Raw genomic sequence first — 23,204 nt, 5'->3', positions numbered from 1 at the left:
GCGCCAACGCTACCGGCTCGGAGCCGAGCCGGCACCGACCCCCGATCGGCCGAACCCGACCTACTCCCCCTTGACGTTCACCACCTGCCGAAGGGTGTGCCGCACCTCGACCAGGTCGGCGGCATCGGCCATCACCTGGTCGATGTCCTTGTACGCGGCCGGGATCTCGTCCAGGAACGCCGCGGTGTCACGGAACTCGATTCCCGTCATCGCCGCCTGCAGCTCGGCATGGGTGAACCGCTTGCGGGCAGCCGACCGGGAGAACTGCCGCCCCGCGCCATGGGGTGCCGAATGCAACGACACCGCATTGCCCAGGCCCCTGACGACATAGGACCTGGTGCCCATCGACCCGGGAATCAGACCCGGACGCCCGACATCGGCCTGGATCGCCCCCTTCCGGGAGACCCACACCTGCCGTCCCCAGTGGGTTTCGGGCTGGGTGAAGTTGTGGTGGCAGTTCACCCGCTCGGTCTCGATCACCCCGGTCCCGACGAACTCGGCCAGCTGCCGCAACACCCGGTCCATCATCTCCTCCCGGTTCAGCAGCGCGTAACGCTGTGCCCAGTCGAGCTCGGCGATGTATCCCAAGAACTCCTCGGAGTCCTCCACCAGATAGGCCAGATCCCGATCCGGGAGCTCGATCCACCACCGTTCCATCAACCGCTGGGCGACACCGATCCAGTGCTGGGCCACCCGGTTCCCGACCCCGCGCGAGCCCGAATGCAGGAATGCCCACACCCGGTCGGTCTCGTCCAGACTGATCTCGATGAAGTGGTTGCCCGAACCGAGGGTGCCCAACTGCAGCTGCCACCCCCGCTTGCGGCGATCAGGATCGATCCCGGCCTCGGCGGCAGCCCGCTCCAGTTCGTCGACCCGTGGCTCGGCAGTCGCGACGATCTTCCTGTTCCGTGCACCGGCTGACAGCGGAACCGACCGCTCGATGGCCCGCCGCAGCTCGGACAGATCCCGACCCGCGAGATCCTCGGCACGAAACTGCGTGGCGACGGCGATCATCCCGCAGCCGATGTCGACCCCGACCGCCGCGGGCATCACCGCCCGTTCGGTCGGGATCACCGACCCGACGGTCGCTCCCCGACCCAGGTGCGCATCCGGCATCAGGGCCAGATGCGGGAAGACGAAGGGCATGGCAGCAGTCAGCTCAGCCTGCTGTCGCGTCTTCTCCTCCAGTACCGACGCCCAATTGATCAACTTGGCCGACAACCTCTGCATTGTTCACCTCCGTCTTCATGATCACCGCGAGGTCCGCGGCAACCGTTCAAGAGTGACAGGCGGAGTTGCCCGGCGCATCCGAGTTTTCGGCGCACCCGATGGGCAGACCGCAGCGGCCGCGGAGTGGTGATCACCCGCGAACCACGGCTCGTATCGACCGCCACGAAACGCGAAAAGCGGCGGCCGGGTACGTACCGGCCGCCGCATCCGACGATCTCATTTGCGCAATCTGCGCCGCCTCACCTGCGGGGACTTGTCGACCAGCGCGATCTGCGTACCGGTGCTGTTCTTGGCCCCATCGGTCACCGTGATGATCACCAGCCCGTTGACGAACTCGGCACTGATCGCCTCCGGTTCGACCCCTTCGGGCAATTCGACGGTACGGCGGAACTCACCGGAGTAGCGCTCCCGGACGAGGAAGGTCTCACCGGCCAGAGCGGACTCCCGCTTGCCGGAGACCGTGAGCGTGCCACGGGTCAACCGCAGGTCGACATCGTCGGGCTCGACCCCGGGCAACTCGACCCGGATCACCAGGTCGTCACCGCTGGCCAGGATGTCGGTCACCGGCACCCACGCCGAGGCGTGGGTCCGCTCGGCCACCTCCGGATACGACTCCTGGCCATGCACCCCGAAGGTACGCATCCGATTCACCTCGCTGACGAAGTCTCGCACTCCGTCGAAGGGCCCATCCGCCATGTTGATCTTCCTCTCCTCGTGCGGTGCGAACTACGCTTCGCCGGCCGTCGCCGGTGGATCGGTGACTGCCCTGCCGACTGTCCGCGCCGGCTCGGCAGACTTCTCCGAGCCAGGCTCACGCTTGTCCTGCGTGGCCGGTTCGACACGATTGAGCCCACCGCCACCCCGGGTCTCGTCACGCAATGCCTTCACCCAGCACCAGGCGACACCGACCATCACGAAGGTGAACGGGACCGAACCAAGGATCGCCGCCTGTTGCAAAGCCTCCAGTCCACCGACCAGCAGCATGGCACAGGCGATACCACCCATCAGCAGGCCGAGGACGACCGTCACCACCCGGCTGGGTTCGATGGATCCCTTCGAAGCCATCGTCGCCATCACCACCGATGCCGCATCGGCGCCACTGATGAAGAACAGAGCGATCAGAACGATGCAGACCGCGGTACTGATCATGGGCAACGGCAACGCATCCAATGCCTGGAACAACGACACCTGCGGGTCGTCGAGGACGCCCAGGATGTCGGATCGCCCGGTGACCTGCAGATTGATCCCGACACTGCCGACGACGGCGAACCAGATGAATCCGAAGCCGGTCGGCGCGGCAACCACGCCGATGATGAACTCACGGATCGTGCGGCCACGGGAGATCCGGGCCACGAACATGCCGACGAACGGCGCCCAGGAGATCCACCACGCCCAGTAGAAGATGGTCCAACCGGCCATCCAGGTCTCGTCGCCGATGCCCATCTCCATCGACATCGGGATCACCTGCAGTACGTACTCGCCGATCGACTGGATGCCCTGGGACAGCACCAGTACCGTCGATCCGCCCGCGACCAGGAAGAAGATGAACAGCGCGATGGTCGCCCCGGCGCCGAGGTTGGCGAGGAAGTTGATGCCCTTCTCCACACCGGTGGTCGCAGAGATCACGAACAGCGTGGTGACGACAAGAATGATCACCACGGCGATGCCGTTCTGGATCGGGACGCCGAACAGGTAGTTCAGCCCGCCGTTGAGCTGCAGGCCGTTCAGGCCGAGGGCGGTGGCGGTGCCGAACAGGGTTGCGACGATCGACAACCCGTCGATGATCCGGCCGAGCACCGTCTTGCTGGCATTCGGTCCGAGCAGCGGGGTGAAGACCGAACTGACCAGGACGGGAAGCCCCTTGCGGTAGGCGAAGTAGGCCATCGCCCCGCCCAGCAATGCGTACATGGCCCAGCCGTTGAAGCCCCAGTGGAAGTAGGTGTAGCGGAGCCCGACCAGCGCGGCATCGGTGCTCTGCGGCACGGCCTCACCATGAGGCGGGTTGGCCCAGTGGTAGACCGGCTCGTACACGCCGTAGAACAGCAGCCCGGCGCCGAGTCCGGCGGCGAACATCATCGACACCCAGGAGAAGGTACGGAACTCGGGTTTGGAATCGTCGGGCCCCAGTTTGATCCGCCCCCACGGGTGCAGGACCAGCACCAGGCAGAAGATCAAGGTGGCGGTCGCCACCAGCACGAAGACCCAACTGAAGTTGGCGTTGACCCAGGTCATCGCAGTCGCCATCACCGCACCGAGGCCTTCGGGACGTACCAACCCCCAGACCACGAAGACGGCGATGATCACGGCCGAGCCGAGGAAGACAACGGGGTCGACACCCTTGAACAGTCTGGTCATCCTTCACCTTCCACAGCCGGCCATCGGTACGACCGGCCCAGTTGCTTGAGCCACTGTGTTGGAGACTGCGAACCAACCTAACGGGGCACCCCGTACCTGTGCACGAATCTCACACAATCGCGCAGGTACGAACCTCCTGTCGGGTTCCGCCGGTGACTGTGCCACACTGAACGAGCGCTCAGAAGGCGCCCGCCCGCAGGCCCTGTGTCGTGCCCGTGGGTGTGACAGCTGAATCCGGAGGAACTTCCGCCATGCCAGAAGCAGTCATCGTCTCCGCGGCCCGCTCGCCGATCGGTCGGGCCAACAAGGGATCGTTGAAAGACTTTCGACCCGACGATCTGACCGCCCAGATCGTCACCGCGGCGCTGGAGAAGGTGCCACAGATCGATCCGAACTCGATCGACGACCTGCTCCTCGGCTGCGGTCTACCGGGTGGCGAGTCGGGCAACAACATGGCCCGGGTGGTCTCGGTCCTGGCTGGCATGGATCAGGTCCCCGGGGCGACGATCACCCGGTACTGCTCCTCGTCGGTGCAGACCACCCGAATGGCCTTCCACGCCATCAAGGCCGGCGAGGGCGACATCTTCATCTCCGCCGGGGTGGAGACCGTCTCCCGTTTCGGCAAGGGCACCTCCGACCACCTCCCGCACACCGTGAACCCGCGTTTCGACGATGCCCAGACCCGGACCAAGGAGACCGCGGAGTCGAATGCCACCTGGCACGATCCTCGCGAGGACGGCCTGCTGCCCGACGTCTACATCGCCATGGGCCAGACCGCGGAGAACATCGTCACCTCCCGCGGAATCTCCCGCAAGGAGATGGATGAGTTCGGTGTCCGCTCGCAGAACCTGGCCGAGAAGGCCATCGCCGACGGCTTCTGGGCTCGGGAGATCACCCCGGTGACGACACCGGACGGCACCGTCGTCTCGGCTGATGACGGACCTCGCGCCGGCGTCACCTATGAGGCGGTCAGCCAACTCGATCCGGTCTTCCGCCCCGACGGTACGGTGACCGCCGGCAACTGTTGTCCGTTGAACGACGGAGCGGCCGCAGTGATCATCACCTCCGACACCAAGGCTGCCGAGCTCGGCCTCAAGCCACTGGCCCGGATCGTCTCCACCGGTGTCACCGGCCTGTCGCCGGAGATCATGGGACTGGGCCCGATCGAGGCCACCCGGAATGCGTTGCGCTACGCCGGGATGACCATCGACGACATCGACCTGGTGGAGATCAACGAGGCGTTCGCTGCCCAGGTGATCCCGTCCTACCAGGAGCTGGGGATCGACCTGGACAGGTTGAACGTCAACGGCGGCGCGATCGCCGTCGGCCATCCCTTCGGGATGACCGGTGCCCGGTTGCAGAACACGATGTTGAACAGCTTGGAGTGGCACGACAAGACCACCGGCCTGATCACCATGTGCGTCGGCGGTGGCCAGGGAATGGCGTTGATCATCGAGCGTCTCTGACCGACCCTCGCCCGGTCGACAGCACACAGCCGCCCGTACCGTCATCGGTACGGGCGGCTTTCGTCGCCCGGCCTCAGGCCTGGGTGAACCACCCCACCCCATCGGTGAGCTCGTCGGCGGCCTTCGGCCCCCAGGACTGCGGTGCGTACGGCAGGGGTTCAGGCGGATCGTCCAGGACCGGCTGCGCCACCGACCAGGCGTGCTCCAACCCGGCTCCGGTGGTGAAGAGCGACCGGTCACCGACGATCACGTCGTGCAACAAGGACGCGTACGGCGGCAGCGACTCATCCGACGGTCCACCGAGGGCGGTGACGTCGAGTTCGATCGGCACCGTGACCAGTTCCAGCTCCGGGCCGGGCTTCTTCATGGTCAAGCTGGCCGACAGCTCACCGGCGCCGCTCATCGACAACTGCAGCACCGAACGCCGGGCCTCGGGGAACGGCCCCTGGGCTGCGCGCAACACCAGCGACAGCAATTGCCGGCTGCGATGCAGGCGTTTGCCGCTGCGGAGCAGGAAGGGCACACCGCGCCAGCGGTCACTGTCGATCCACAGTCGGACGGCGGCAAAGGTGTCGGTGGTCGAATCGTCGGCGACCTCCGGCAGCTCCCGGTAACCGTCGAACTGGCCGAAGACCACCTCCCCGGGATCCAAGGGCCGGAACCTGGCCAACACCTGGTCCCGGGCGCGTTGCAGATCCTCGGTGCCCAAGGACAGCGGCGGTTCCATCGCCACTTCCGCCGCGACCTGGAACAGGTGGGTCGCGATCATGTCCCGGAAGGCACCGGTGGCGTCGTAGAAGGCGGCGCGATCGGCGACCCCCAAGGTTTCCGGTACGTCGATCTGCACCTGCTCGATCGCTGCACAGGACCAGATGCTGCCGATCATCCGGTTCACGAAGCGCAGCACATGCAGGTTCTGCACCGCCTCCTTGCCGAGGAAATGATCGATCCGATAGATCTGCTCCTCCTCCAGCACCGAGTGCACGAGCTCGTCCAGCGCACAGAAGCTCTGCAGGGACGTACCGTAGGGCTTCTCGAAGATCACCCGGGCCGATTGCATCAGGTCGTGGGCGCCGAGCGCCTTCACCGTCGGCTCGAAGGCGACCGGCGGCAAGGCGATGTAGAAGATCCGCTGCACCTCCTCGCCCAGCTCCGCGCTCGCTTCGGCCAATGCCGCCGGCAGTTCTCCGGGATCGTCGACGCTGAACCCGCCACCGGCAAAACTGAGCCGGGAGGCGAACTCCCCCCACTGGTTGGTCGGCACCTCACCCGGGCCGAACTCGGCCAACGATTCCTTCACCTGCTCACGGAAGTCCGCATCGCTGACCTGACCGCGGCCGTTGCCGATCAACCGCCAGTCACTCGGCAGCAGACCCCGGGTGTGCAGTTCCCAGAACGCCGGCAGCACCATCCGCTTGGCGAGGTCACCGGTGGCGCCGAACAGCGTGATCACTTCCGGCTTGGTCTCAGAGGTCTCGTGGTTGCTCACTCCTCGATCCTAGGCCGGAGCCGCGGCATCCGATCCTGCACCTCAGCCCCGCTGGGCCAGGGCGAACGGCAGCACGGCACTCGCCCCGGCCTCCCGCAGCACCTTCGCCGCGACGGTCATCGTCCACCGGGAGTCGATGTAGTCGTCGACCAGCAGCACCGGCCCGGGAGCATTCGGCAGCCGCGCAGCGAGCTCGGACCCGGCGGCGAATGCCCGCCAGACCGAGCCGACCCGCCAGGCGCTGTTGCCCGAGGACCCGCTCGGTGGCAACTCCCCCACCAGGTCCAGATCACCGAGATCCACCAGGTTGCCGGCCCTGGCCAGACCGGCGGCCAGCGACCGGACCAGTTGCGGCCGCGACCGCGACGGCATCGCGACGACGGCCACCGGCCGCTGATCCCAGTCCCATCCGGCGAGCACCTGCAGACAGCCCTTCGCCAGGGCCGGCGGCACCTCGGCGTCGACCGGCACACCGGCCTCATCGGTGGTGAACAGCTCACGCAGTGGCGTCCCCCAGCCCAGATCGCTCAGCCGCGCCAGCACCCGGCCCGGGGCAGCCGCCTGTTCGGTCCTGATCCTGCCCTTGGCCTCGATCCCGAACCGGTCGAGCCCGGGCGGCCACTGACCGCGGGGGTCGATCACCACACCCGGCTGGTCCAACGCCGCGGCTGCCTGCTCCCCTGCCCCTGCTGGCACCTGGGTGGGCAGCCAGGCCGGTCGACCGGCCGCGCGGGTGCAGTTGTCGCAACGCTCGCAGGTCGTCGCGTGCGGATCGTCCAGCTGCCGGGCGAGGAACTCCATCCGGCAACCGTCGGTGTTCTCGTAGTCGAGCATCGCCTGCTGTTCGGCCTCCCTGGCCCGGGCGATCCGGTCGTACCGCTCGGCGTCGTAGACCCACTCCTCAGCCGTTCGCGCCCACCCGCCGGAGACCTTCACCACTGCCCCGTCGACGGCCAGGACCTTCAGCAACAGATCGAGTTTGGAGCGTTTGATGTCGACCCGGGCCTCCAACGCGGGAACGCTCAGCGGGCTCTCCTCGGTGAGCGCATCCAGGACCGCTCCGGCGGTCCTCTCGGTGGGCATCGAGGAGGTGGCGAACCATCGCCAGATGTCGCGGTCCTCATGCCCGGGCAGCAGGATCACATCGGCCGAATCCGTCGCCCGGCCTGCCCGACCGACCTGTTGGTAGTAGGCCACCGGTGAACCCGGGGCGCCCAGGTGCACGACGAAACCGAGGTCGGGTTTGTCGAATCCCATCCCGAGCGCGGAGGTCGCCACCAGTGCCTTGACCTTGTTGTCCTTCAGGTCCTGTTCGGCCTGCTGCCGCTCGGCGAGATCGGACCTGCCGGTGTAGGCACGCACGTCCAGCCCTGCGGCGGCCAGGGTACGAGCGGTGTCCTCTGCCGCCGAGACCGTCAGGGCGTAGATGATTCCGCTGCCCGGCAGTTCGTCGAGATGGGTCAGCAACCATCCGAGACGGTGCCGGTTGCTGTCGAGTCGCAGGACACCCAGGCGCAGCGAGTCCCGGGCGAGCGGGCCGCGGAGGGTGAACACCTGTTGACCGTCGGCCAATCCGGCGGCGAGCTGTTCGGCGACATCGTCGACCACCCGCGAATTGGCGGTCGCGGTCGTGGCCAGTACCGGGAACCCGGCCGGCAGTTCCATGATCAGGTCGCGGATCCGGCGGTAGTCGGGACGGAAGTCGTGCCCCCAGTCGGAGATGCAGTGCGCCTCGTCGATCACCAACATCCCCGCATTGCGCAGCAGGAAGGGCAATTGCTCGGCCCGGAACCGCTCGTTGGTGAGCCGCTCGGGTGAGACCAACAAGACATCGAGCTCACCGGCGCGCAGTTGTTCACCGATCGCCTCGAACTCCTCCGGGTTCGTGGAGTTCACACTCGCCGCCCGCACACCGGCGCGCTCGGCCGCCGAGACCTGATCACGCATCAGCGACAGCAAGGGGGACACGATCAGCGAGGGCCGCGCCCGACCGGCCTGTTCCCGCAGCAGCAGCGCCGAGATGAAGTAGACCGCCGACTTGCCCCACCCGGTTCGCTGCACCACCAGTGCTCGGCGGTGGTCGGCGACCAGCGCCTCGATCGCCTCGAACTGGCCGGGGTGGAATTCGGCCTCCGGCCGGCCGGTCAGCGCACGCAGGTGATGCAGGGCCCGGTCGCGCAGTTCGCTCATGACCCGAGTCTGCCGGACCGCACCGACACGTCTGTTCGCCCACCCCTGGCCGGCACCTCGACAGGCGGTGGGAGAGGACGCGGGCGGGAGATGACACGGCAAGAAGACAAGGGCTGGGCCGACCTCGTGCACGGCGGCCCTCCCCCGGGCTCACGGGTACCGCGGCAGTCCGGAATCACTCAGTGCTCGGGCGACCGGTCACTCAGGACAGGTGGTGCACCTCCTGCAACCCATAGACCGGGGTCGGGATGTTCTCGTACCGCGCCTTCAGCTGCAGTGCCAGGTACAACGAGTAGTGCCGGGACTGGTGCAGATTGCCGCCGTGGAACCACAACCCCGGCTGCTGGGTCGGCTTCCACATGTTGCGCTGCTCGCCCTCCCACGGTCCGGGGTCCTTGGTGGTGTCGGACCCGAGACCCCAGACCTTGCCGACCCGGTCGGCGACCTCCTGGCCCATCAGGTCGGCGGCCCAACCGTTCATCGATCCGTACCCGGTGGCATAGACCACCACATCGGCCGGCAGTTCGGTCCCGTCGGCCAGGATCACGGCGTTCTCGGTCAACCGGTCCACCTCACCGTGGGCGAGCTTGATCGTCCCGTCCGCCACCAGTTCGCAGGCACCGACATCGATGTAGTAGCCCGACCCGCGCCGCAGGTACTTCAGGAACAGCCCCGAATCATCATCACCGAAGTCAAGATCGAAACCGACAGCTTCCAGCCGGGCGTAGAAGTCGGCATCGCGTTCGCGGATCTCGTTGTACAAGGGAATCTGGAACTCGTGCATGATCCGGTATGGCAACGACGCGAACGTCAGATCGGCCCTGTTGGTGGTCATCCCGTTCGCCACCGCCTGTTCGCTGTAGAGCGCTCCCAGCCCGATCTCCATCAACGACTCCGAGCGCACGATGTGGGTGGAGGAACGCTGCACCATGGTGGTGTCGACACCGTTCTCCACCAGCGCCTTGCAGATGTCGTGTGCGGAATTGTTTGCACCGATCACGACCACCTTCTTGCCGACGTACCCGTCCGGGCCGGGGTGCTGGCTGGAGTGGTGCTGTTCCCCGGCGAAGACATCGCTGCCCTCGAACTTCGGGATGTTCGGTTTGCCCGACATCCCCGTGGCCAGCACCAACTCGGTCGGATGCAGGGTCAGCCGCTCACCGTCCCGATCCACCTCGACGGTCCATCGTCCCGCTTCGGCGTCGTAGCTGGCGGACAGGCAACTGGTCGAGCTCCAGTACGGCACCTCCATCACCTTGGTGTAGAACTCCAGCCAGTCGCCGATCTTGTCCTTCGGCGCGAACACCGGCCAGTTCGCCGGGAAGGGCAGGTACGGCAGGTGGTCGTACCAGACCGGATCGTGCAGACACAGCGACTTGTAACGCTGTCGCCACTGGTCCCCGGGCCGCTGATGCCGGTCGATCACGATCGACGGCACACCGAGCTGGCGCAGACGGGCTCCGAGCGCGATGCCGCCCTGCCCGCCGCCGACCACCAGGACGTGGGGTTGGACGCTGCGCCCGAGTTCGTCCTCCTCCGCAGCCCGCTTCTCCGCCCAGGAGCGCTGGTCGGGATCGGAACCGTGGACGGCGCCGAGGACCCGACGGCGACCGGTGGGTTCCTCGTGGCCCTTCAACTCCTGCAGGGTGGTGAGGATGGTCCAGGCCCGGTCCTCGCCGGTGTCGGGATCGCGACGCAGCCGCAGGTGCCCCGAGCCTCGACCGACCGCGGTCTCGAAGGCGATGAAAGCGCTCGCCACACCGTCCTCATCGGTTGCCGGGTCCGTGGTGGAGAAACCCGACGGGTCGGTGCCGGCCAACCGGGCGTGGAGCATCGCGGCGACGCCGTCGTGGCCCTCCACCGTCTTCAGGTTCCAGGTGAAGGCCACCAGGTCCCGCCAGAAACAGTCGGTGGCGAAGAGGGCGGTCGCACCATCGATGTCGCGCCGGGCCAGCGCGGCCTCGAACCGGCTGAGCCAGTCCTCGATCCGTTGGTGCGGATCACCGCTCGTCGCGGTGGGGGCGGGTGCGGTCTGAGTCATCATTGTCTCCTTCTCCGGCGCCGTGCCGACGCCGGTTCTCCCGACGCCCTGCAGGCCTCGTACTGCGTGGTCGTCCCTGACCTCCGCCCGCCAGTGGCGGGCGGATGTGACTGACAGCACACAGGCCACGCGGGGTGCCGGACAAGGGTTGCAACGGGTTGCGTCATTGCCTGATCTTGTGACCCAGTGCACAATCGAGGAGATGACGAAGCCGTCGGAACGCGAGGCAGCGGAGCCCGCGGTGGCTCCGGGGGATGATCCCCGCGCCTTCGCGGCGGTCCTGCGTGCGGTGCACGAGGCGGCCATGGCCGGTGACCCCTTGCCGGCCCGTCCGCGATCGGTGATCGGTGAGTCCTGGCTGCGGGTGCGCTCGGCCGGGGTCGATCCGGATGTGGCCCTGCCGTCGGTCGTCGATCCAACGGATCTGCCGCAGCGGCGCAGCGACAGCGGTCTGTCACCAGTGCTGTCGGCGCTGACCTCCGAGCTGGAGGCACTCACCGGTACCGGTGACAACATCATGGTGATCGCCGACGCCGACGGCCGGGTGTTGTGGCGCAGCGGTTCCCGGCCGGTGTTGCGTCGCGCCGATGCACTCGGATTCGTCGAGGGTGCGAGCTGGGCCGAGGCCTCGGTGGGTACGAACGCGATCGGTACGGCACTGGCCTCCGGACGCGCGGTACAGGTGTTCTCCGCCGAGCACTTCGTCCGCAGCCATCACGCCTGGACCTGTACCGGCGCCCCGATCCGCGACCCGCGTACCGGTTCTGCACTGGGTGTGGTCGATGTCAGTGGCCCGGCACCCACGATCAACTCGACCACCTTGGCGCTGGTCGGTACGGTCGCCCGGCTGGCCGAGGCGCAACTGCGTGAACGCCACCGCGACGAGCTGGATCGGTTGCGATCGGTGGCTGCGCCGATCATGGCGCGAGCCGGGGTCCCCGCCTTGGCGGTCGACCCCCACGGGTGGGTGGCGGCAGTGGATGCCGTGGCGCCCAGGGAACGCGTGCGCTTGCCGTCGAGCCCCGCACCCGGACGGTCCTGGCTCAGCGACCTGGGCACCTGCGAGCTCGATCCACTGCCCGGTGGCGGTTGGCTGGTACGCCTCAGCACCGGGGAACCTGACGAGACCATGATCGAGTTGAGTCTGCACAGTTCCGTTCCCCGTGTCGTCATCAGCGGCGGGATCGGCGGTTGGAGCCATCACCCGTCACCTCGCCATGCACAGATCCTTGATCATCTGGCTCGCCACCCCGAGGGGTGTTCGGCAGCCGAACTAGCCCAGCTGTTGTTCGGCGACCCGGCTCGGACGATCACCGTCCGGGCCGAGATCTCCCGTCTGCGCAAGCATTTCGGCGGCCTGATCTCAGCCAATCCGTACCGCTTCGCCGCAGGGGTGCAGGTGGTCGTCGGCGCACCCGCCGGATGCTGAACCGGGATGGGTGACCACCCTCCGAGCCAGCCATGTTCGTTTTGTCCGGGGCTCTCCGGCGGACACTTCGGGGTGTGGCTGCCCGGTTCCCGATGCTGATCAGCGGTGCGGGGTGCCGACGGTGTGCAGCAGTGCGCTGTGGTCACCGGTGAAGTGTTCGGCTCGCCAGCCTGCCGTCCTGGCTGCCTCGACATTCGCCGGTCGGTCGTCGAAGAAGATCAACTGTGAGGGGTCGACACCGATCCGCTCGGAGGTGAACCGGTAGATCCTCGGGTCCGGTTTCATCAGGCCCACCTCGGCCGAGAAGACGCCTCCGCTGAAGGGTTTCGACCAGTCGGCCGCACGCGCGGTCCGTACCATCGGGTGCGGAGCATTGGACAGCAACCACAGTTCGTACCCGCGAGCGATCAGCTCGGCCACCATCTCGCTCGCCCCGGGAAGCGCGGTGACCCATTGGTCGGCATCGGCCTCGGCCAGCTGGTCGGCCAACTTGGGGTTCGGACGGCCGAGGGCATCGGCGACCACCGCATCCCAGTAGGTCTCGTCGGGCCCGCCGAGATCGTAGGCGTCGCGATACCGCCAGTAGGCGTGCTTGAGCTCATCGAGATCGCAGTGCGCCAGTCGCAGATCCGGACGGTCGAAGTCGAGGCCGTTGCTGGCGAGCACACCTCCGATGTCGAGGACGACCACCGGCAGGCGACTGCCGGCGGGCAGGGGCTGGGAACTCATGACCCAGATCATCCCGCTAGGGTCGGCCCCACCGACAAGGGGGTTGCCATGTCCACTGCACTGATCACCGGAGCCAGCACCGGCCTGGGGGCCGAGTACGCCCGGCAGCTGGCCGCCCGCCACCACGATCTCGTCCTGGTGGCCCGTGATGCGGAGGCACTGCACCGAGTGGCCGCTGACATGGACGGTGTCTCGGTCGAGGTGTTGCCCGCCGACCTGCTGGATCCTGCGGATCTGGCACAGGTCGAGGAACGTCTGCAGGATCGGACGAAGCCGGTGGACCTGTTGATCAACAATGCCGGCTTCGGCATGGGGCTGTCGTTCGAGACCAATGACGTCGATGACGAGGTGCGCCATCTGCGGATCCACAACGAAGTCCCGCTGCGCCTCACCCATGCCGTGTTGCCGGGGCTGATCGAACGCCGCCGTGGACGAATCCTCAACCTGTCCTCGGTCGCCGCATTCCTGCCCAGGTCGACCTATTCCGCCTGCAAGATCTGGCTGATCAACTTCAGCCGCTGGGCGAACATCGAGTACGCCGACCGCGGGATCACCGTCACCGCCGTCTGCCCGGGGTTCACCCATACGAGTTTCCACGAGCGCCTCGGCCTGCCGCCCGGCGAGGAAGGCATCTCGGAGTGGTTGTGGCTGGATGCCGAACGGGTGGTGAAGGAGTCGTTGGCCGATGCGCAGGCCGGCAGGTCGGTGAGCATCCCCAGCAAGCGCTACAAGGCCATCGTGGCAGTCAGTCGGCTGATCCCGGACCGGCTGCTGGCCCGCGCTGCCCGTACCGGCCGCCGCAAGGATCGCTGACCCCGCAACCAAACAAACGTCACACTCGATCCACCCGACACACCGAATCGGCGGCGTGTCGCACCGAAACCGCGATCGAATGTGACGTTTGTCTGGGTGGGTGCGCACCGCGTCGCTGCATCGACCCTCGATCCGACCGGGGACCGCGGTGCCGGCACACGACCACTACGATGGCAGCGATGACTGCTCAGCTGATCTCCGGAAAGCCCGTCGCCGAGGCCGTGTTCAACGATCTGCGGCCCCGGATCAACCGCCTACGGGAAGCAGGCCGATCGGTCGGGCTGGGTACGATCCTGGTCGGCTCCGACGGCGCCTCGGCCGGTTACATCCGGATGAAGATCGACAAGGCCGAAGAACTCGGGATGACCGCCCCGCACATCCACCTCGATGATGCCGCCACGCAGTCCGAGGTTCTCGATGCGATCGCCGCGCTGAACACCGATGACGAGGTGACCGGTGTGCTGATCCAGCATCCGACGCCGCCGCAGATCGACTTCGAGGCGGCGATGCTGACCCTCGATCCGGACAAGGATGTCGACGGGCTGCATCCGGTGAACATGGGTCGCCTGGCCCTCGGTATGCCCGGGCCGGTTCCCTGCACCCCTGCCGGCATCGAAGCCTTGTTGGCCTACCACGGGATCGAGATCGCCGGACGCGAGGTGTGCATCCTCGGGCGCGGTACGACCTTGGGTCGTCCCCTGGCGCTGTTGTTGTCCCAGAAGCGGCCGACCGCCAATGCCGCAGTCACCGTCGTCCACACCGGTGTGCCGGACTGGCCCCGCTACACCCAGCGCGCCGAGATCGTGATCGCCGCCGCCGGGGTTCCCGGCATCCTGCAGCCCGAGCACGTCCGGCCCGGTGCCGTGGTGGTCGGCGGCGGGGTCCGCTACGAGGGTCGCAAGTTGCTGCCCGATGTCGACGAATCCGTCGCCGAGGTCGCCGGCGCGATCACCCCGCGGATCGGTGGCGTGGGACCGACCACGATCGCGATGTTGTTCCGCAACTGCGTCGAGGCGGCCGAGCGTCGGGCCGCCCGGGGCTGATCGAGCCCAGCCGCTCGGGTGGGACGGGGAACCCCGCACACCAACCACCTCCCGGGCGCGGCACAGCTGCCGCGACCGAGCAGCGAGCTCCATACCCTCACGCCCGCGACAGCTGTCCGATCAGGCCTCGCCGTAGAACAGTCGCTCGAACACCCTCCGCGACCGACGGGCCACCTTCGCCCAGTGCTCCACCAGGTGACTGGACCCGTCCATCCCCATCAGCTCGGCCACCGCGGCCAGCTCCACCGGATCCGACGGCAGCACGTCACCCCGCCGCCCACGGACCAACATGATCTTGTTCCGGATCGTGCCGGCGAGCATCCATGCCTCCCGCAGGACCATCGCATCGGCCGCCGGGACCAGACCCTTCTCGCGGGCGATCCGCAGCGCCCGCAAGGTCATCGGCGTACGTAGCTCGGGTACGTCGTGAGCGTGCTGCAACTGCACCAGCTGCACCACCCACTCGACGTCCGACAGGCCGCCCGGACCCAACTTCAGGTGCCGCTTCGGGTCGTCACCACGCGGTAGCCGTTCGGTTTCCATCCGGTCCTTCAGCCGACGGATCTGCCGAAGATCATCGGCGCTCAGGCCACCAGCCGGCCAGCGCCGGGCGTCCATCACCCGCAACGTCCGCTCGGCCAGTTCCTGATCACCGGCACCAAGATCAGCCCGGACCAGGGCTTGTGCCTCCCACGGTGCGGAGCGCTTCTCGTAATAGGAACGGTAGGCCTCCAGCGAACGCACGAGCGGTCCGCTCTTGCCATCGGGACGAAGATCGAGATCGATCTCCAGACCCGGTTCGGGACCGGCGGAGCCGAGTGCCTGGCGCAACTCGCTGACCACGGCAGTGGCCTGTTTGGTGGCCGCTTCACCACCTTCGCCCATCACGATCACCGCATCGGCGTCGGAGGCATACGACATCTCCCGGCCACCCCATCGCCCCATGGCCAGCACGGCGATCGAAGGCGCCTCGGGATGTGTGGCGACGATCACCTGCAACGAGGCGTGGATCGTCGCCGCGGTCAGGTCCGAGAGTGCGCGGGCAACCGCCCAGGAATCGATCTGCCCGAGCAGGTCGGCAGCCCCGATCCGGAACAGCTCCTTGCGTCGGGCCCCGCGAAACGCCAGCACCGCCTGCGCCGGGTCCTGGTGCCGCCGCCCGATGATCGACAACTGGCTGTCGAGCTGGTTCCGATCACGGGGGACGAGTTCCTCGTCGTCACCCAGCATCTGCACGATCTTCGCGTCCCGCCGCAACAGACCCACCAGGTAGCGCGAGGACCCGAGCACCGTCGCCAGCCGGTACGCGGTGACACCGTCGTCCCGCAGTGTCCGCAGGTACCACTGGGAGTTCCCGAGGTCCTCCGAGACCTGCCGGAACGACAACAGACCGTGATCGGGGAAGGGCGTTTCGGCCATCCAGCCGAGCATCGCCGGCAGCAGCTGCCGGTTGATCTCGGCCTTGCGGCTCAAGCCGTTGGTGAGCGCCGCGATGTGCCGCAACGCCCCGTCCGGATCGGCATAGCCCAGTACCCGCAGCCGCTGCCGGGCGGCGCTGGCCGTCAACCGCAGTCCGGCCGTCGGGATCCGGGCCACCGCCTCCAGCAGCGGCGAGTAGAACAACCGCTCGTGCAGGCTGAGCACCAGCCGCTTGGTCCGCTGGTAGGCATGTTCGGCCTCGGCGGCGGGATCGCTCAACCGCAGTGTCCGGCCGACCCTGCGCCATCCGGCCTCGGTGGCGGGCGCGAGATGCGTCCGCCGCAGGCCGACCAACTGCACCCGATGCTCCAACGCCCGCAGGAACCGGTACGCCTGGGCCAGGGTGTTCCCGTCCTCCCGGCCGACGTAGCCGAACTCGATCAGCGCGTTCAGCGCCGGCAGCGTCCCCCGCCAGCGGATCCGTTCGTCGGCCCGGCCGTGCACCAGTTGCAGCAACTGCACCGTGAACTCGACATCGCGCAGGCCGCCGGCACCGAGTTTGATCTCCCGTTCCCGCTCCTTGGCCGGGATCTCGGCGACGACCCGCCGGCGCATGGCGCGCAGTTCGGCGAGGAACTCCGGCCGTTCCGAGGCGGCCCAGACCAGGGGGCGCACCATGTCCTCGAACTCCTGGGCCAGGGCGAGGTCGCCGGCCATCGCCCGGACCTTCAGCATGGCCTGGAACTCCCAGTTCTTGGCCCAGCTCTCGTAGTAGGCACGATGGCTCGCCATGGTGCGGACCAGGGGTCCGGCCTTGCCCTCCGGGCGCAGTGCGGCATCCAGCGGGAAGATCTGCCCGACCCGGGAGTTGGCCGAACAGATGCGGATCACCGCCGAGGCCAGCTTGGAGCCGATCTGCAGCGCCTTGTCATTGCTGACCAGCGGTTCGCCTCGACTGCCCGAGACCGGTTCGGCGACGAACAACACGTCCACATCGCTGACGTAGTTGAGTTCCTGACCGCCGGTCTTGCCGAGCGCGACGATGCCCAGTCGCACGTTCTGTGCCGCCGGTCCGACCTCCTCCCGGGCCAGCCCGAACGCGGCCTCCACCGCGGCATCGGCCAGATCGGCCAGTTCCCGACCGGCGATCTCCTCGGCGGCCAGCGGGTCCTCGGAGGTCAGGTCCCGGCCGGCGATGCGCAGTTGCTCGACCCGATAGGCCACGCGCAGCGCATCCTCCCGCGCGACCGGGGTGGTCTCCTTGCCGATCGCCTCGGTCAGGGCCGCGAGGAAGGCCGGTCGGCCCATCGCCTCGGAGTCTCCCGCGAGCGCCTCGGGCCATGGCTGCCCGGCAGCCAGATCGTTCGCCGCACCGTCGCTGGCACCGAGCAAGGCGATCAGGCGCCTGGCCCAGGGCTTGTCCGCGCACAGTTCGTGCACCAGGTCCTTGTCATGGGCGATCAGGCGTTCGAGGTGTGCCAGGGCCTTGTCCGGGTCGCCGGCGCGGGCCAGTTCGCCGAGCCACCAGTCCTCGGCCTCGACCGGCAGGCGTTTCAGGACGGTCACCGCTGCTTCGGGGTCGAGGAACCCTCCGCGCGCCAATCTCCCTTCGATCGAGTCGACTCTGGCCATGGACTCGATGCTAACGACCCACCCCCGGCAGCGACCACCTGCCACCGGTGTGCGGGTCACGGCACTTCCCGGATTCACCCAATCGTCGCCTGCTCGACGCCTGCCGACAGGATCGGGCACCTACAGTCGATTCATGGCAGGTACGGTACGAGCGGTGACCCGATCCCCCGTAGCGCGCATGGACAGAACCGCCCGTACCTGGCACGACCAGGCGTTGGCCGCTCTCGAACAGCTGGAGGAATGCGCACGCTCCGCGCCGGAGTCGGCACCGGCGATCTGCGAGGCCATCGCCGGGTTGCTGGTCATCCACACCGATCTGCTGGACGCCTTGGCAGCACCGACCGCGGAACGACCGATGCCGCTGGCCGATTACGTGAAGATCGCCCACACCGGGCGTCGTGAACTGCGTCGCGAACTGGCTGATCATGGCTCGGCGGCAGATCTGTCGACCGACCTGCGCAATGCGATCGCCCAGATCTGGGACCGGTTGTCCGAACCGAACCCGCCGGTTGCGGTACGGGAGCGACGGACTGCGGTGGCGCTGACTGATCTGCTCCGCCTGGCCACGGCGCAGTGGGTGTTCGCCCAGCTGGACCTGCCCACCGCCCAAGGGGGCGCCGACCGGCCCACTCGCGCAGCACTCGCCGACACGGTCCGGCTGCTGTGCCATGTGCTGGCCGAACGCAACCCCGGCCGCAGTGTCGAGGTTCGCGTACCCCCGTTCGCCGCGGTGCAGATCGGGGCCGCGTCCGATCCGGGATCGGTGCACACCCGCGGCACGCCCCCGAATGTGGTGGAGACCGACGGTGTCGCCTTCCTCCGGCTGGCCACCGGCCGGGTCCCCTTCGACGAATTGCGCAGCACCGGGAGTCTGCTGGCCAGCGGCGCCCACGCCGACATCTCGGCCATGTTCCCGCTGCTGTGATCCGACGGGCCGCCCGGCGAGCCTATGGTGAGGCTCACCTTTGACCTGGGGGCAGGAGCGGGGAGAATGATCGGTGTGAACCAGCAGCCGACGGGCAACAGCACCGAGCCGAGTGACGCCGACTCCCTGGCGAGCATCCTCGGTGGGCGGCGGGCCGCTGTCGAGGCAACCCTGCCGACCTTGGCCTTCCTGATCGGCTGGGGCCTGTCCGGCGGCAATGTCGGGATCGGCGCCATCGCCGCGGTCGTGCTCGGCGTGGCCATCGCGATCTGGGCGCTGTATCGCGGCCGCAAACCCCGGGCGGTGCTGCTCGGTCTGCTGGGGGTGGCGATCGCCTCGATCATCGCCTTGCGGACAGGGCGGGCGGCCGACTTCTTCCTGCTGCAGATCCTCAGCAACATCGCCTCGGCGCTGGCCTGGTCGGTCTCGATCGTGATCCGCCGTCCACTGCTGGGCCTGATCGTCGGATCGCTGCTGCGCCAGGGCCCGCAGTGGCGCAAGGATCCGGCCCTGTCCCGGGCCTATCACCGGGCGAGTTGGGTCTGGGTCGGGCAGTACATGGTGCGCATCGTGGTCTTCGGCACCCTCTGGCTGGCCAACCTTCCGGTGGCCCTGGGCATCGCTCGGGCGGTCCTCACCTGGCCGCTGGTGGCCGCCTGTGTCGCCGGCAGCTGGTGGGTGCTGCGACGCTCACTCCCGGCAGGGCACCCGGGCATCCGCCATCCGGTCGTACCGGGAGAGACCAAGACGCCAACGAACCCGCCCGCCGACGGCGAACGCCCTCCGGCGTCGACCGCCGAGCAGCCTCATGCACCCACCGTCAGCGGTACGGAAGAGCGCTGAGCCGCTGAGCCCTGCCTGTTGCCCGGGCTCGGCTCGGCCCGGCCGATCGGCTCAGAGCACCGGCAGCAGGCGTTCCAGCTCGAACGGGGTCACCCGCGAGCGGTAGTCCTCGAACTCATTGCGCTTGTTCGCCAGGAAGTACTCGAAGACATGCTCACCGAGCGTGTCGACAGCCAGTTCGGACTGCTCCATCACCCGGATCGCCTCGTCCAGGTTGCGCGGCAGGGCTTCGATGCCCAGGCTGCGCCGTTCCCGCTCGGTCAGTGCCCAGACGTCGTCCTCGGCCTCGGGCGGCAGTTCGTACTCCCCCTCGATCCCAGCCAGTCCGGCCCGCAGCACCAACGCATAGGCCAGGTACGGATTCGCCGCGGAGTCGATCGAGCGCACCTCGATCCGGGCCGAGGATCCCTTGTGGGGTTTGTATCCCGGGATCCGGATCAGCGCCGAACGGTTGTTGCGCCCCCAGCTGACGAAGCTCGGCGCCTCGGTGTAACCGGCGAGTCGCTTGTAGGAGTTGACGAACTGGTTGGTCACCGCGCTGATCTCCCGGGAGTGCCGCAGCACCCCGGCGGTGAACTGTTTCGCGATGGTCGACATGTGGTATTCGTCGGCCGCATCGTAGAAGGCGTTCTCGTCACCGGCGAACAACGACATGTGGGTGTGCATCCCCGAACCCGGGTAGTTGCTCAGCGGCTTCGGCATGAAGGTGGCGTGGATGCCGTGACCGCGGGCGACCTCCCGGATGACCACCCGGAAGGTCTGGATGTTGTCGGCCATCGACAGCGCATCGGCGTACCGCAGGTCGATCTCCTGCTGCCCGGGAGCGCCCTCGTGATGGGAGAACTCGACCGAGATCCCCATCTGCTCCAGGTAGGTGATGGCATCACGCCGGAAGTCGGAGTCGGGCCCGGTGACGGTGTGGTCGAAGAAGCCCGACTGGTCGACCGGTGTGGGCTCGACACCGGGGGCGAACCCCTCCTTCATCAGGAAGAACTCGATCTCGGGGTGGGTGTAGAAGGTGAACCCGAGGTCGCCTGCCTTCCGCAGCGCGCGCTTCAGCACGTAGCGCGGATCGGCGTAGCTGGGCGATCCGTCGGGCAGTTTCACATCGCAGAAGATCCGGGCCGTACCCGATTCCGACCCACGCCAGGGCAGCACCTGGAAGGTGGTGGGATCGGGCTGGGCGACCATGTCGGATTCGTGGACCCGAGCCAGGCCCTCGATGGCCGATCCGTCGAAGCCGATTCCTTCGGCGAATGCCCCCTCGAGTTCGGCCGGGGCGATCGCCACGGACTTGAGGAAACCGAGCACGTCGGTGAACCAGAGGCGCACGAAACGAATGTCGCGTTCCTCGACGCCGCGGAGCACGAACTCGGTCTGCTTGTCCATGGGCCAAGTCTGCCTTTCGACGTGTTACGGGTGTGTTACATCAGGCGGTTCGGACTACCTACTCAGGACCGGTCCATCCCGGACTGCTCGCCGATCCGGTACGCACCGGAGCCGGATCAGGATTCCGGCACGTTCTGCAGATCAGCCAACCACACCTTGGCATTGCCGTCCGACGGGGCCCGCCAGTCGCCACGCGGCGACACCGAGCCTCCGGCAACCACCTTCGGGCCATTCGGCAGGGCCGACCGCTTGAACTGGCTGAACGCGAAGAACCGGGTGAGGAAGACCTCCAGCCAATGCCGGATGGTCGCCAGGTCGTAGGCCACCTTCTTCGCCTCGGGAAAGTTCGGCGGCCACTGTCCGGTGCTTGCATCGGACCAGGCATGTGCGGCCAGGAAGGCGATCTTCGACGGCAGGAACCCGTACCGCAGTACGTGGTAGAGGGTGAAGTCCTGCAAGGCGTACGGGCCGATCGCGGCCTCGGTCGACTGCGGCGTCTCCCCCGGTACGAGCTCCGGGCTGATCTCGGTGTCCAGGATCGAGGTGAGGATGGCACCGGTCTCGGCCCCGAACAGGTCATGATCGACGACCCAGCGGATCAGGTGCTGGATCATCGTCTTCGGCACCCCGGAGTTCACCCCGTAGTGCGACATGTGATCACCCACGCCGTAGGTGCACCAGCCCAGCGCCAGTTCCGACATGTCACCGGTCCCGAGCACGATCCCGCCGCGATGGTTGGCGATCCGGAACAGGTAGTCGTAACGGAGCCCGGCCTGCACGTTCTCGAAGGTCGTGTCGTAGACCGGTTCGCCCTCGGCATAGGGATGATCGAGATCGGCCAGCATCTGCTCGGCTGCGGGCCGGATGTCCAGTTCGTTGAACTCCACCCCCAGGGCGTGGGACAACGCGATCGCATTGTGCTTGGTCTCGTCGCTGGTCGCGAAACCGGGCATCGTGTAGGCGAGGATGTCGGTACGCGGGCGCTGCAACTGGTCCATCGCCCGAGCGGCCACCACGAGCGCATGGGTGGAGTCCAGGCCGCCGGAGACGCCGATCACGATCTTCGGCTGGCCGATCGCACTGAGCCGCTGGATCAGCGCCGAGACCTGGATGTTGTAGGCCTCGAAACAGTCCTGGGCCAGCAGGTCCGGATCATCGGGTACGAACGGGAAACGATCAAGCTTCCGCAACAGGTCGCTGGTGCCGGCCGCCGGCTCGGCGGGGAAGTCGATCCAGCGGTAGCCGCCGTCGGCAACATCGGCTGCGAAGGTGCGGGCGTTGTCGCCGATGGAGCCATCGCGGATCCGGTCCTGCCGGATCCGGTCAAGATCGACATCGACCACGGTCCGCCGCGGGCCGTCGGGGAATCGGTCGGTCTCGCCCAGCAGGGTGCCGCATTCGTAGACCATGGTCATCCCGTCCCAGGACAGGTCGGTCGTCGACTCCCCCTGACCGGTCGCGGCATACAGGTAGGCCGCCAGGCTGCGGGAGGACTGTGCCTCGCACAACAGGTGCCGGTCCCGGGCCCGGCCGACGGTGATCGGGCTGCCGGACAGGTTCGCCAGGATCGTCGCCCCGGCCAGCGCCGCCATCGACGACGGCGGCACTGGCACCCACATGTCCTCGCAGATCTCGATGCCCAGCACGAACCCGTCGATGTCGGTGGCCCGGAACAACAGGTCGACACCGAACGGGACACCGATTCCGTTGATCATGATCGTGCCGCCGCGCTGGTTGTCGCCGAGCGCGAAATGCCGCTTCTCGTAGAACTCGCGGTAGTTCGGCAGATAGGACTTCGGTACCGCCCCGAGCAGCTTGCCCCGATGGATCACCACCGCACAGTTGAACAACCGGTTCCCGTGGCGCAGTGGGGCGCCGACCACCAGCAGCGGACGCAGGTCGCGGCTCGCCTCGGTGATCGTCTGCAGACCTCGCTCGGCTGCCTGCAGGACCGCATCCTGCAGGTGCAGGTCATCGATCGCGTACCCGGTCAGCGACAGCTCCGGGAAGACTGCGAGCACTGCCCCCTGGTCGTGGCACAACCGCGCCTGGGAGATGATCATCTCGGCGTTCGTGTCCGGGTCGGCGATCGCCGTCGGTGTGGCACAGGCCGCCACTCGGGCGAAGCCATGGGCGCTGGCCGCGTGGAAGTCCATGGGGTCAGTCTGTCACCCCGGAGCCGCCGACCGGCTCCGGGGAATCAGCCGGCAG

The 23,204-nt window shown here is 67.6% G+C and carries 16 protein-coding genes; 6 read left to right on the top strand and 10 right to left on the bottom strand.

Annotation, left to right across the window (positions count from 1 at the left end; translation table 11 throughout):
* Positions 1-60: 60 nt before the first annotated feature.
* From CLV29_RS01465 to CLV29_RS01455, 3 genes are all read right to left on the bottom strand, one after another.
* Positions 61-1,230, bottom strand: coding sequence for an RtcB family protein (locus tag CLV29_RS01465; RefSeq protein WP_133753315.1), 1,170 nt, complete (start codon positions 1,228-1,230; stop codon positions 61-63).
* Between the two features lie 216 nt (positions 1,231-1,446).
* Complete coding sequence (locus tag CLV29_RS01460; protein WP_133753314.1) at positions 1,447-1,926, bottom strand: Hsp20/alpha crystallin family protein; 480 nt, start codon at positions 1,924-1,926, stop codon at positions 1,447-1,449.
* 30 nt (positions 1,927-1,956) lie between these two features.
* Positions 1,957-3,585 carry a BCCT family transporter gene (locus tag CLV29_RS01455; RefSeq protein ID WP_133753313.1) on the bottom strand — a complete coding sequence of 543 codons (1,629 nt, stop codon included), beginning with the start codon at positions 3,583-3,585 and terminating at the stop codon, positions 1,957-1,959.
* A gap of 251 nt (positions 3,586-3,836) precedes the next feature.
* Between CLV29_RS01455 and CLV29_RS01450 the strand changes: the two genes are divergently transcribed.
* A complete protein-coding gene (locus CLV29_RS01450) occupies positions 3,837-5,051 on the top strand; it encodes an acetyl-CoA C-acetyltransferase (protein ID WP_133753312.1) in 1,215 nt (404 codons plus the stop codon).
* A 73-nt stretch (positions 5,052-5,124) separates the two neighbouring features.
* Here the strand turns inward: CLV29_RS01450 and CLV29_RS01445 are convergent, their stop codons facing one another.
* The 3 genes from CLV29_RS01445 to CLV29_RS01435 form a co-directional block, all read right to left on the bottom strand.
* On the bottom strand, positions 5,125-6,540 hold the full coding sequence (locus CLV29_RS01445) for a glucose-6-phosphate dehydrogenase (RefSeq protein WP_208292709.1): 1,416 nt from the start codon (positions 6,538-6,540) through the stop codon (positions 5,125-5,127).
* Between the two features lie 42 nt (positions 6,541-6,582).
* Positions 6,583-8,730, bottom strand: coding sequence for a RecQ family ATP-dependent DNA helicase (locus CLV29_RS01440; RefSeq protein WP_133753311.1), 2,148 nt, complete (start codon positions 8,728-8,730; stop codon positions 6,583-6,585).
* 202 nt (positions 8,731-8,932) lie between these two features.
* Positions 8,933-10,771: an NAD(P)/FAD-dependent oxidoreductase gene (locus tag CLV29_RS01435; RefSeq protein WP_133753310.1), complete on the bottom strand. Its 1,839-nt coding sequence runs from the start codon at positions 10,769-10,771 to the stop codon at positions 8,933-8,935.
* A gap of 202 nt (positions 10,772-10,973) precedes the next feature.
* Between CLV29_RS01435 and CLV29_RS01430 the strand changes: the two genes are divergently transcribed.
* A complete protein-coding gene (locus CLV29_RS01430) occupies positions 10,974-12,200 on the top strand; it encodes a GAF domain-containing protein (RefSeq protein WP_133753309.1) in 1,227 nt (408 codons plus the stop codon).
* A gap of 99 nt (positions 12,201-12,299) precedes the next feature.
* On the opposite strand, the gene CLV29_RS01425 is transcribed toward CLV29_RS01430, so the two are convergent.
* On the bottom strand, positions 12,300-12,929 hold the full coding sequence (locus tag CLV29_RS01425) for an HAD family hydrolase (protein ID WP_166649092.1): 630 nt from the start codon (positions 12,927-12,929) through the stop codon (positions 12,300-12,302).
* Between the two features lie 48 nt (positions 12,930-12,977).
* Between CLV29_RS01425 and CLV29_RS01420 the strand changes: the two genes are divergently transcribed.
* Together CLV29_RS01420 and CLV29_RS01415 are read left to right on the top strand one after the other, a co-directional pair.
* Complete coding sequence (locus CLV29_RS01420) at positions 12,978-13,742, top strand: SDR family NAD(P)-dependent oxidoreductase (RefSeq protein ID WP_133753307.1); 765 nt, start codon at positions 12,978-12,980, stop codon at positions 13,740-13,742.
* Between the two features lie 179 nt (positions 13,743-13,921).
* Entirely contained in the window at positions 13,922-14,785 is an 864-nt protein-coding gene (locus tag CLV29_RS01415) for a bifunctional 5,10-methylenetetrahydrofolate dehydrogenase/5,10-methenyltetrahydrofolate cyclohydrolase (RefSeq protein WP_133753306.1), read from the top strand.
* A gap of 120 nt (positions 14,786-14,905) precedes the next feature.
* On the opposite strand, the gene CLV29_RS01410 is transcribed toward CLV29_RS01415, so the two are convergent.
* Positions 14,906-17,836, bottom strand: a complete 2,931-nt coding sequence (locus tag CLV29_RS01410; RefSeq protein WP_133753305.1) for a bifunctional [glutamine synthetase] adenylyltransferase/[glutamine synthetase]-adenylyl-L-tyrosine phosphorylase — start codon at positions 17,834-17,836, stop codon at positions 14,906-14,908.
* Positions 17,837-18,014: 178 nt separating this feature from the next.
* Here CLV29_RS01410 and CLV29_RS01405 point away from each other — a divergent pair, with 178 nt between their 5' ends.
* Both CLV29_RS01405 and CLV29_RS01400 read left to right on the top strand, forming a co-directional pair.
* Positions 18,015-18,761 (top strand): sterol carrier family protein, encoded by a 747-nt coding sequence (locus CLV29_RS01405; protein WP_133753304.1) that lies wholly within the window; start codon positions 18,015-18,017, stop codon positions 18,759-18,761.
* Between the two features lie 75 nt (positions 18,762-18,836).
* Entirely contained in the window at positions 18,837-19,604 is a 768-nt protein-coding gene (locus tag CLV29_RS01400) for a DUF3159 domain-containing protein (protein ID WP_243831659.1), read from the top strand.
* Between the two features lie 51 nt (positions 19,605-19,655).
* Here CLV29_RS01400 and CLV29_RS01395 read toward each other — a convergent pair whose 3' ends face one another.
* Together CLV29_RS01395 and CLV29_RS01390 are read right to left on the bottom strand one after the other, a co-directional pair.
* Positions 19,656-20,993 carry a glutamine synthetase family protein gene (locus CLV29_RS01395; protein ID WP_133753302.1) on the bottom strand — a complete coding sequence of 446 codons (1,338 nt, stop codon included), beginning with the start codon at positions 20,991-20,993 and terminating at the stop codon, positions 19,656-19,658.
* 116 nt (positions 20,994-21,109) lie between these two features.
* Positions 21,110-23,149 carry an NAD(+) synthase gene (locus CLV29_RS01390; RefSeq protein ID WP_133753301.1) on the bottom strand — a complete coding sequence of 680 codons (2,040 nt, stop codon included), beginning with the start codon at positions 23,147-23,149 and terminating at the stop codon, positions 21,110-21,112.
* Between the last annotated feature and the right edge of the window lie 55 nt (positions 23,150-23,204).

Source organism: Naumannella halotolerans (assembly GCF_004364645.1).
Taxonomy (GTDB): domain Bacteria; phylum Actinomycetota; class Actinomycetes; order Propionibacteriales; family Propionibacteriaceae; genus Naumannella; species Naumannella halotolerans.
Note: the sequence above shows the minus strand (reverse complement) of the source record. Positions and strands in the feature narration are given on the sequence as shown.

Excerpts from the sequence above, each read along its gene's own strand:
- CLV29_RS01420 (WP_133753307.1), top strand. The coding sequence starts at position 12,978 with ATGTCCACTGCACTGATCACCGGAGCCAGCACCGGCCTGGGGGCCGAG.
- CLV29_RS01455 (WP_133753313.1), bottom strand. The coding sequence starts at position 3,585 with ATGACCAGACTGTTCAAGGGTGTCGACCCCGTTGTCTTCCTCGGCTCG.
- CLV29_RS01450 (WP_133753312.1), top strand. The coding sequence starts at position 3,837 with ATGCCAGAAGCAGTCATCGTCTCCGCGGCCCGCTCGCCGATCGGTCGG.
- CLV29_RS01460 (WP_133753314.1), bottom strand. The coding sequence starts at position 1,926 with ATGGCGGATGGGCCCTTCGACGGAGTGCGAGACTTCGTCAGCGAGGTG.
- CLV29_RS01440 (WP_133753311.1), bottom strand. The coding sequence starts at position 8,730 with ATGAGCGAACTGCGCGACCGGGCCCTGCATCACCTGCGTGCGCTGACC.
- CLV29_RS01435 (WP_133753310.1), bottom strand. The coding sequence starts at position 10,771 with ATGACTCAGACCGCACCCGCCCCCACCGCGACGAGCGGTGATCCGCAC.
- CLV29_RS01395 (WP_133753302.1), bottom strand. The coding sequence starts at position 20,993 with ATGGACAAGCAGACCGAGTTCGTGCTCCGCGGCGTCGAGGAACGCGAC.
- CLV29_RS01465 (WP_133753315.1), bottom strand. The coding sequence starts at position 1,230 with ATGCAGAGGTTGTCGGCCAAGTTGATCAATTGGGCGTCGGTACTGGAG.
- CLV29_RS01390 (WP_133753301.1), bottom strand. The coding sequence starts at position 23,149 with ATGGACTTCCACGCGGCCAGCGCCCATGGCTTCGCCCGAGTGGCGGCC.
- CLV29_RS01425 (WP_166649092.1), bottom strand. The coding sequence starts at position 12,929 with ATGAGTTCCCAGCCCCTGCCCGCCGGCAGTCGCCTGCCGGTGGTCGTC.
- CLV29_RS01430 (WP_133753309.1), top strand. The coding sequence starts at position 10,974 with ATGACGAAGCCGTCGGAACGCGAGGCAGCGGAGCCCGCGGTGGCTCCG.
- CLV29_RS01405 (WP_133753304.1), top strand. The coding sequence starts at position 18,015 with ATGGACAGAACCGCCCGTACCTGGCACGACCAGGCGTTGGCCGCTCTC.
- CLV29_RS01410 (WP_133753305.1), bottom strand. The coding sequence starts at position 17,836 with ATGGCCAGAGTCGACTCGATCGAAGGGAGATTGGCGCGCGGAGGGTTC.
- CLV29_RS01415 (WP_133753306.1), top strand. The coding sequence starts at position 13,922 with ATGACTGCTCAGCTGATCTCCGGAAAGCCCGTCGCCGAGGCCGTGTTC.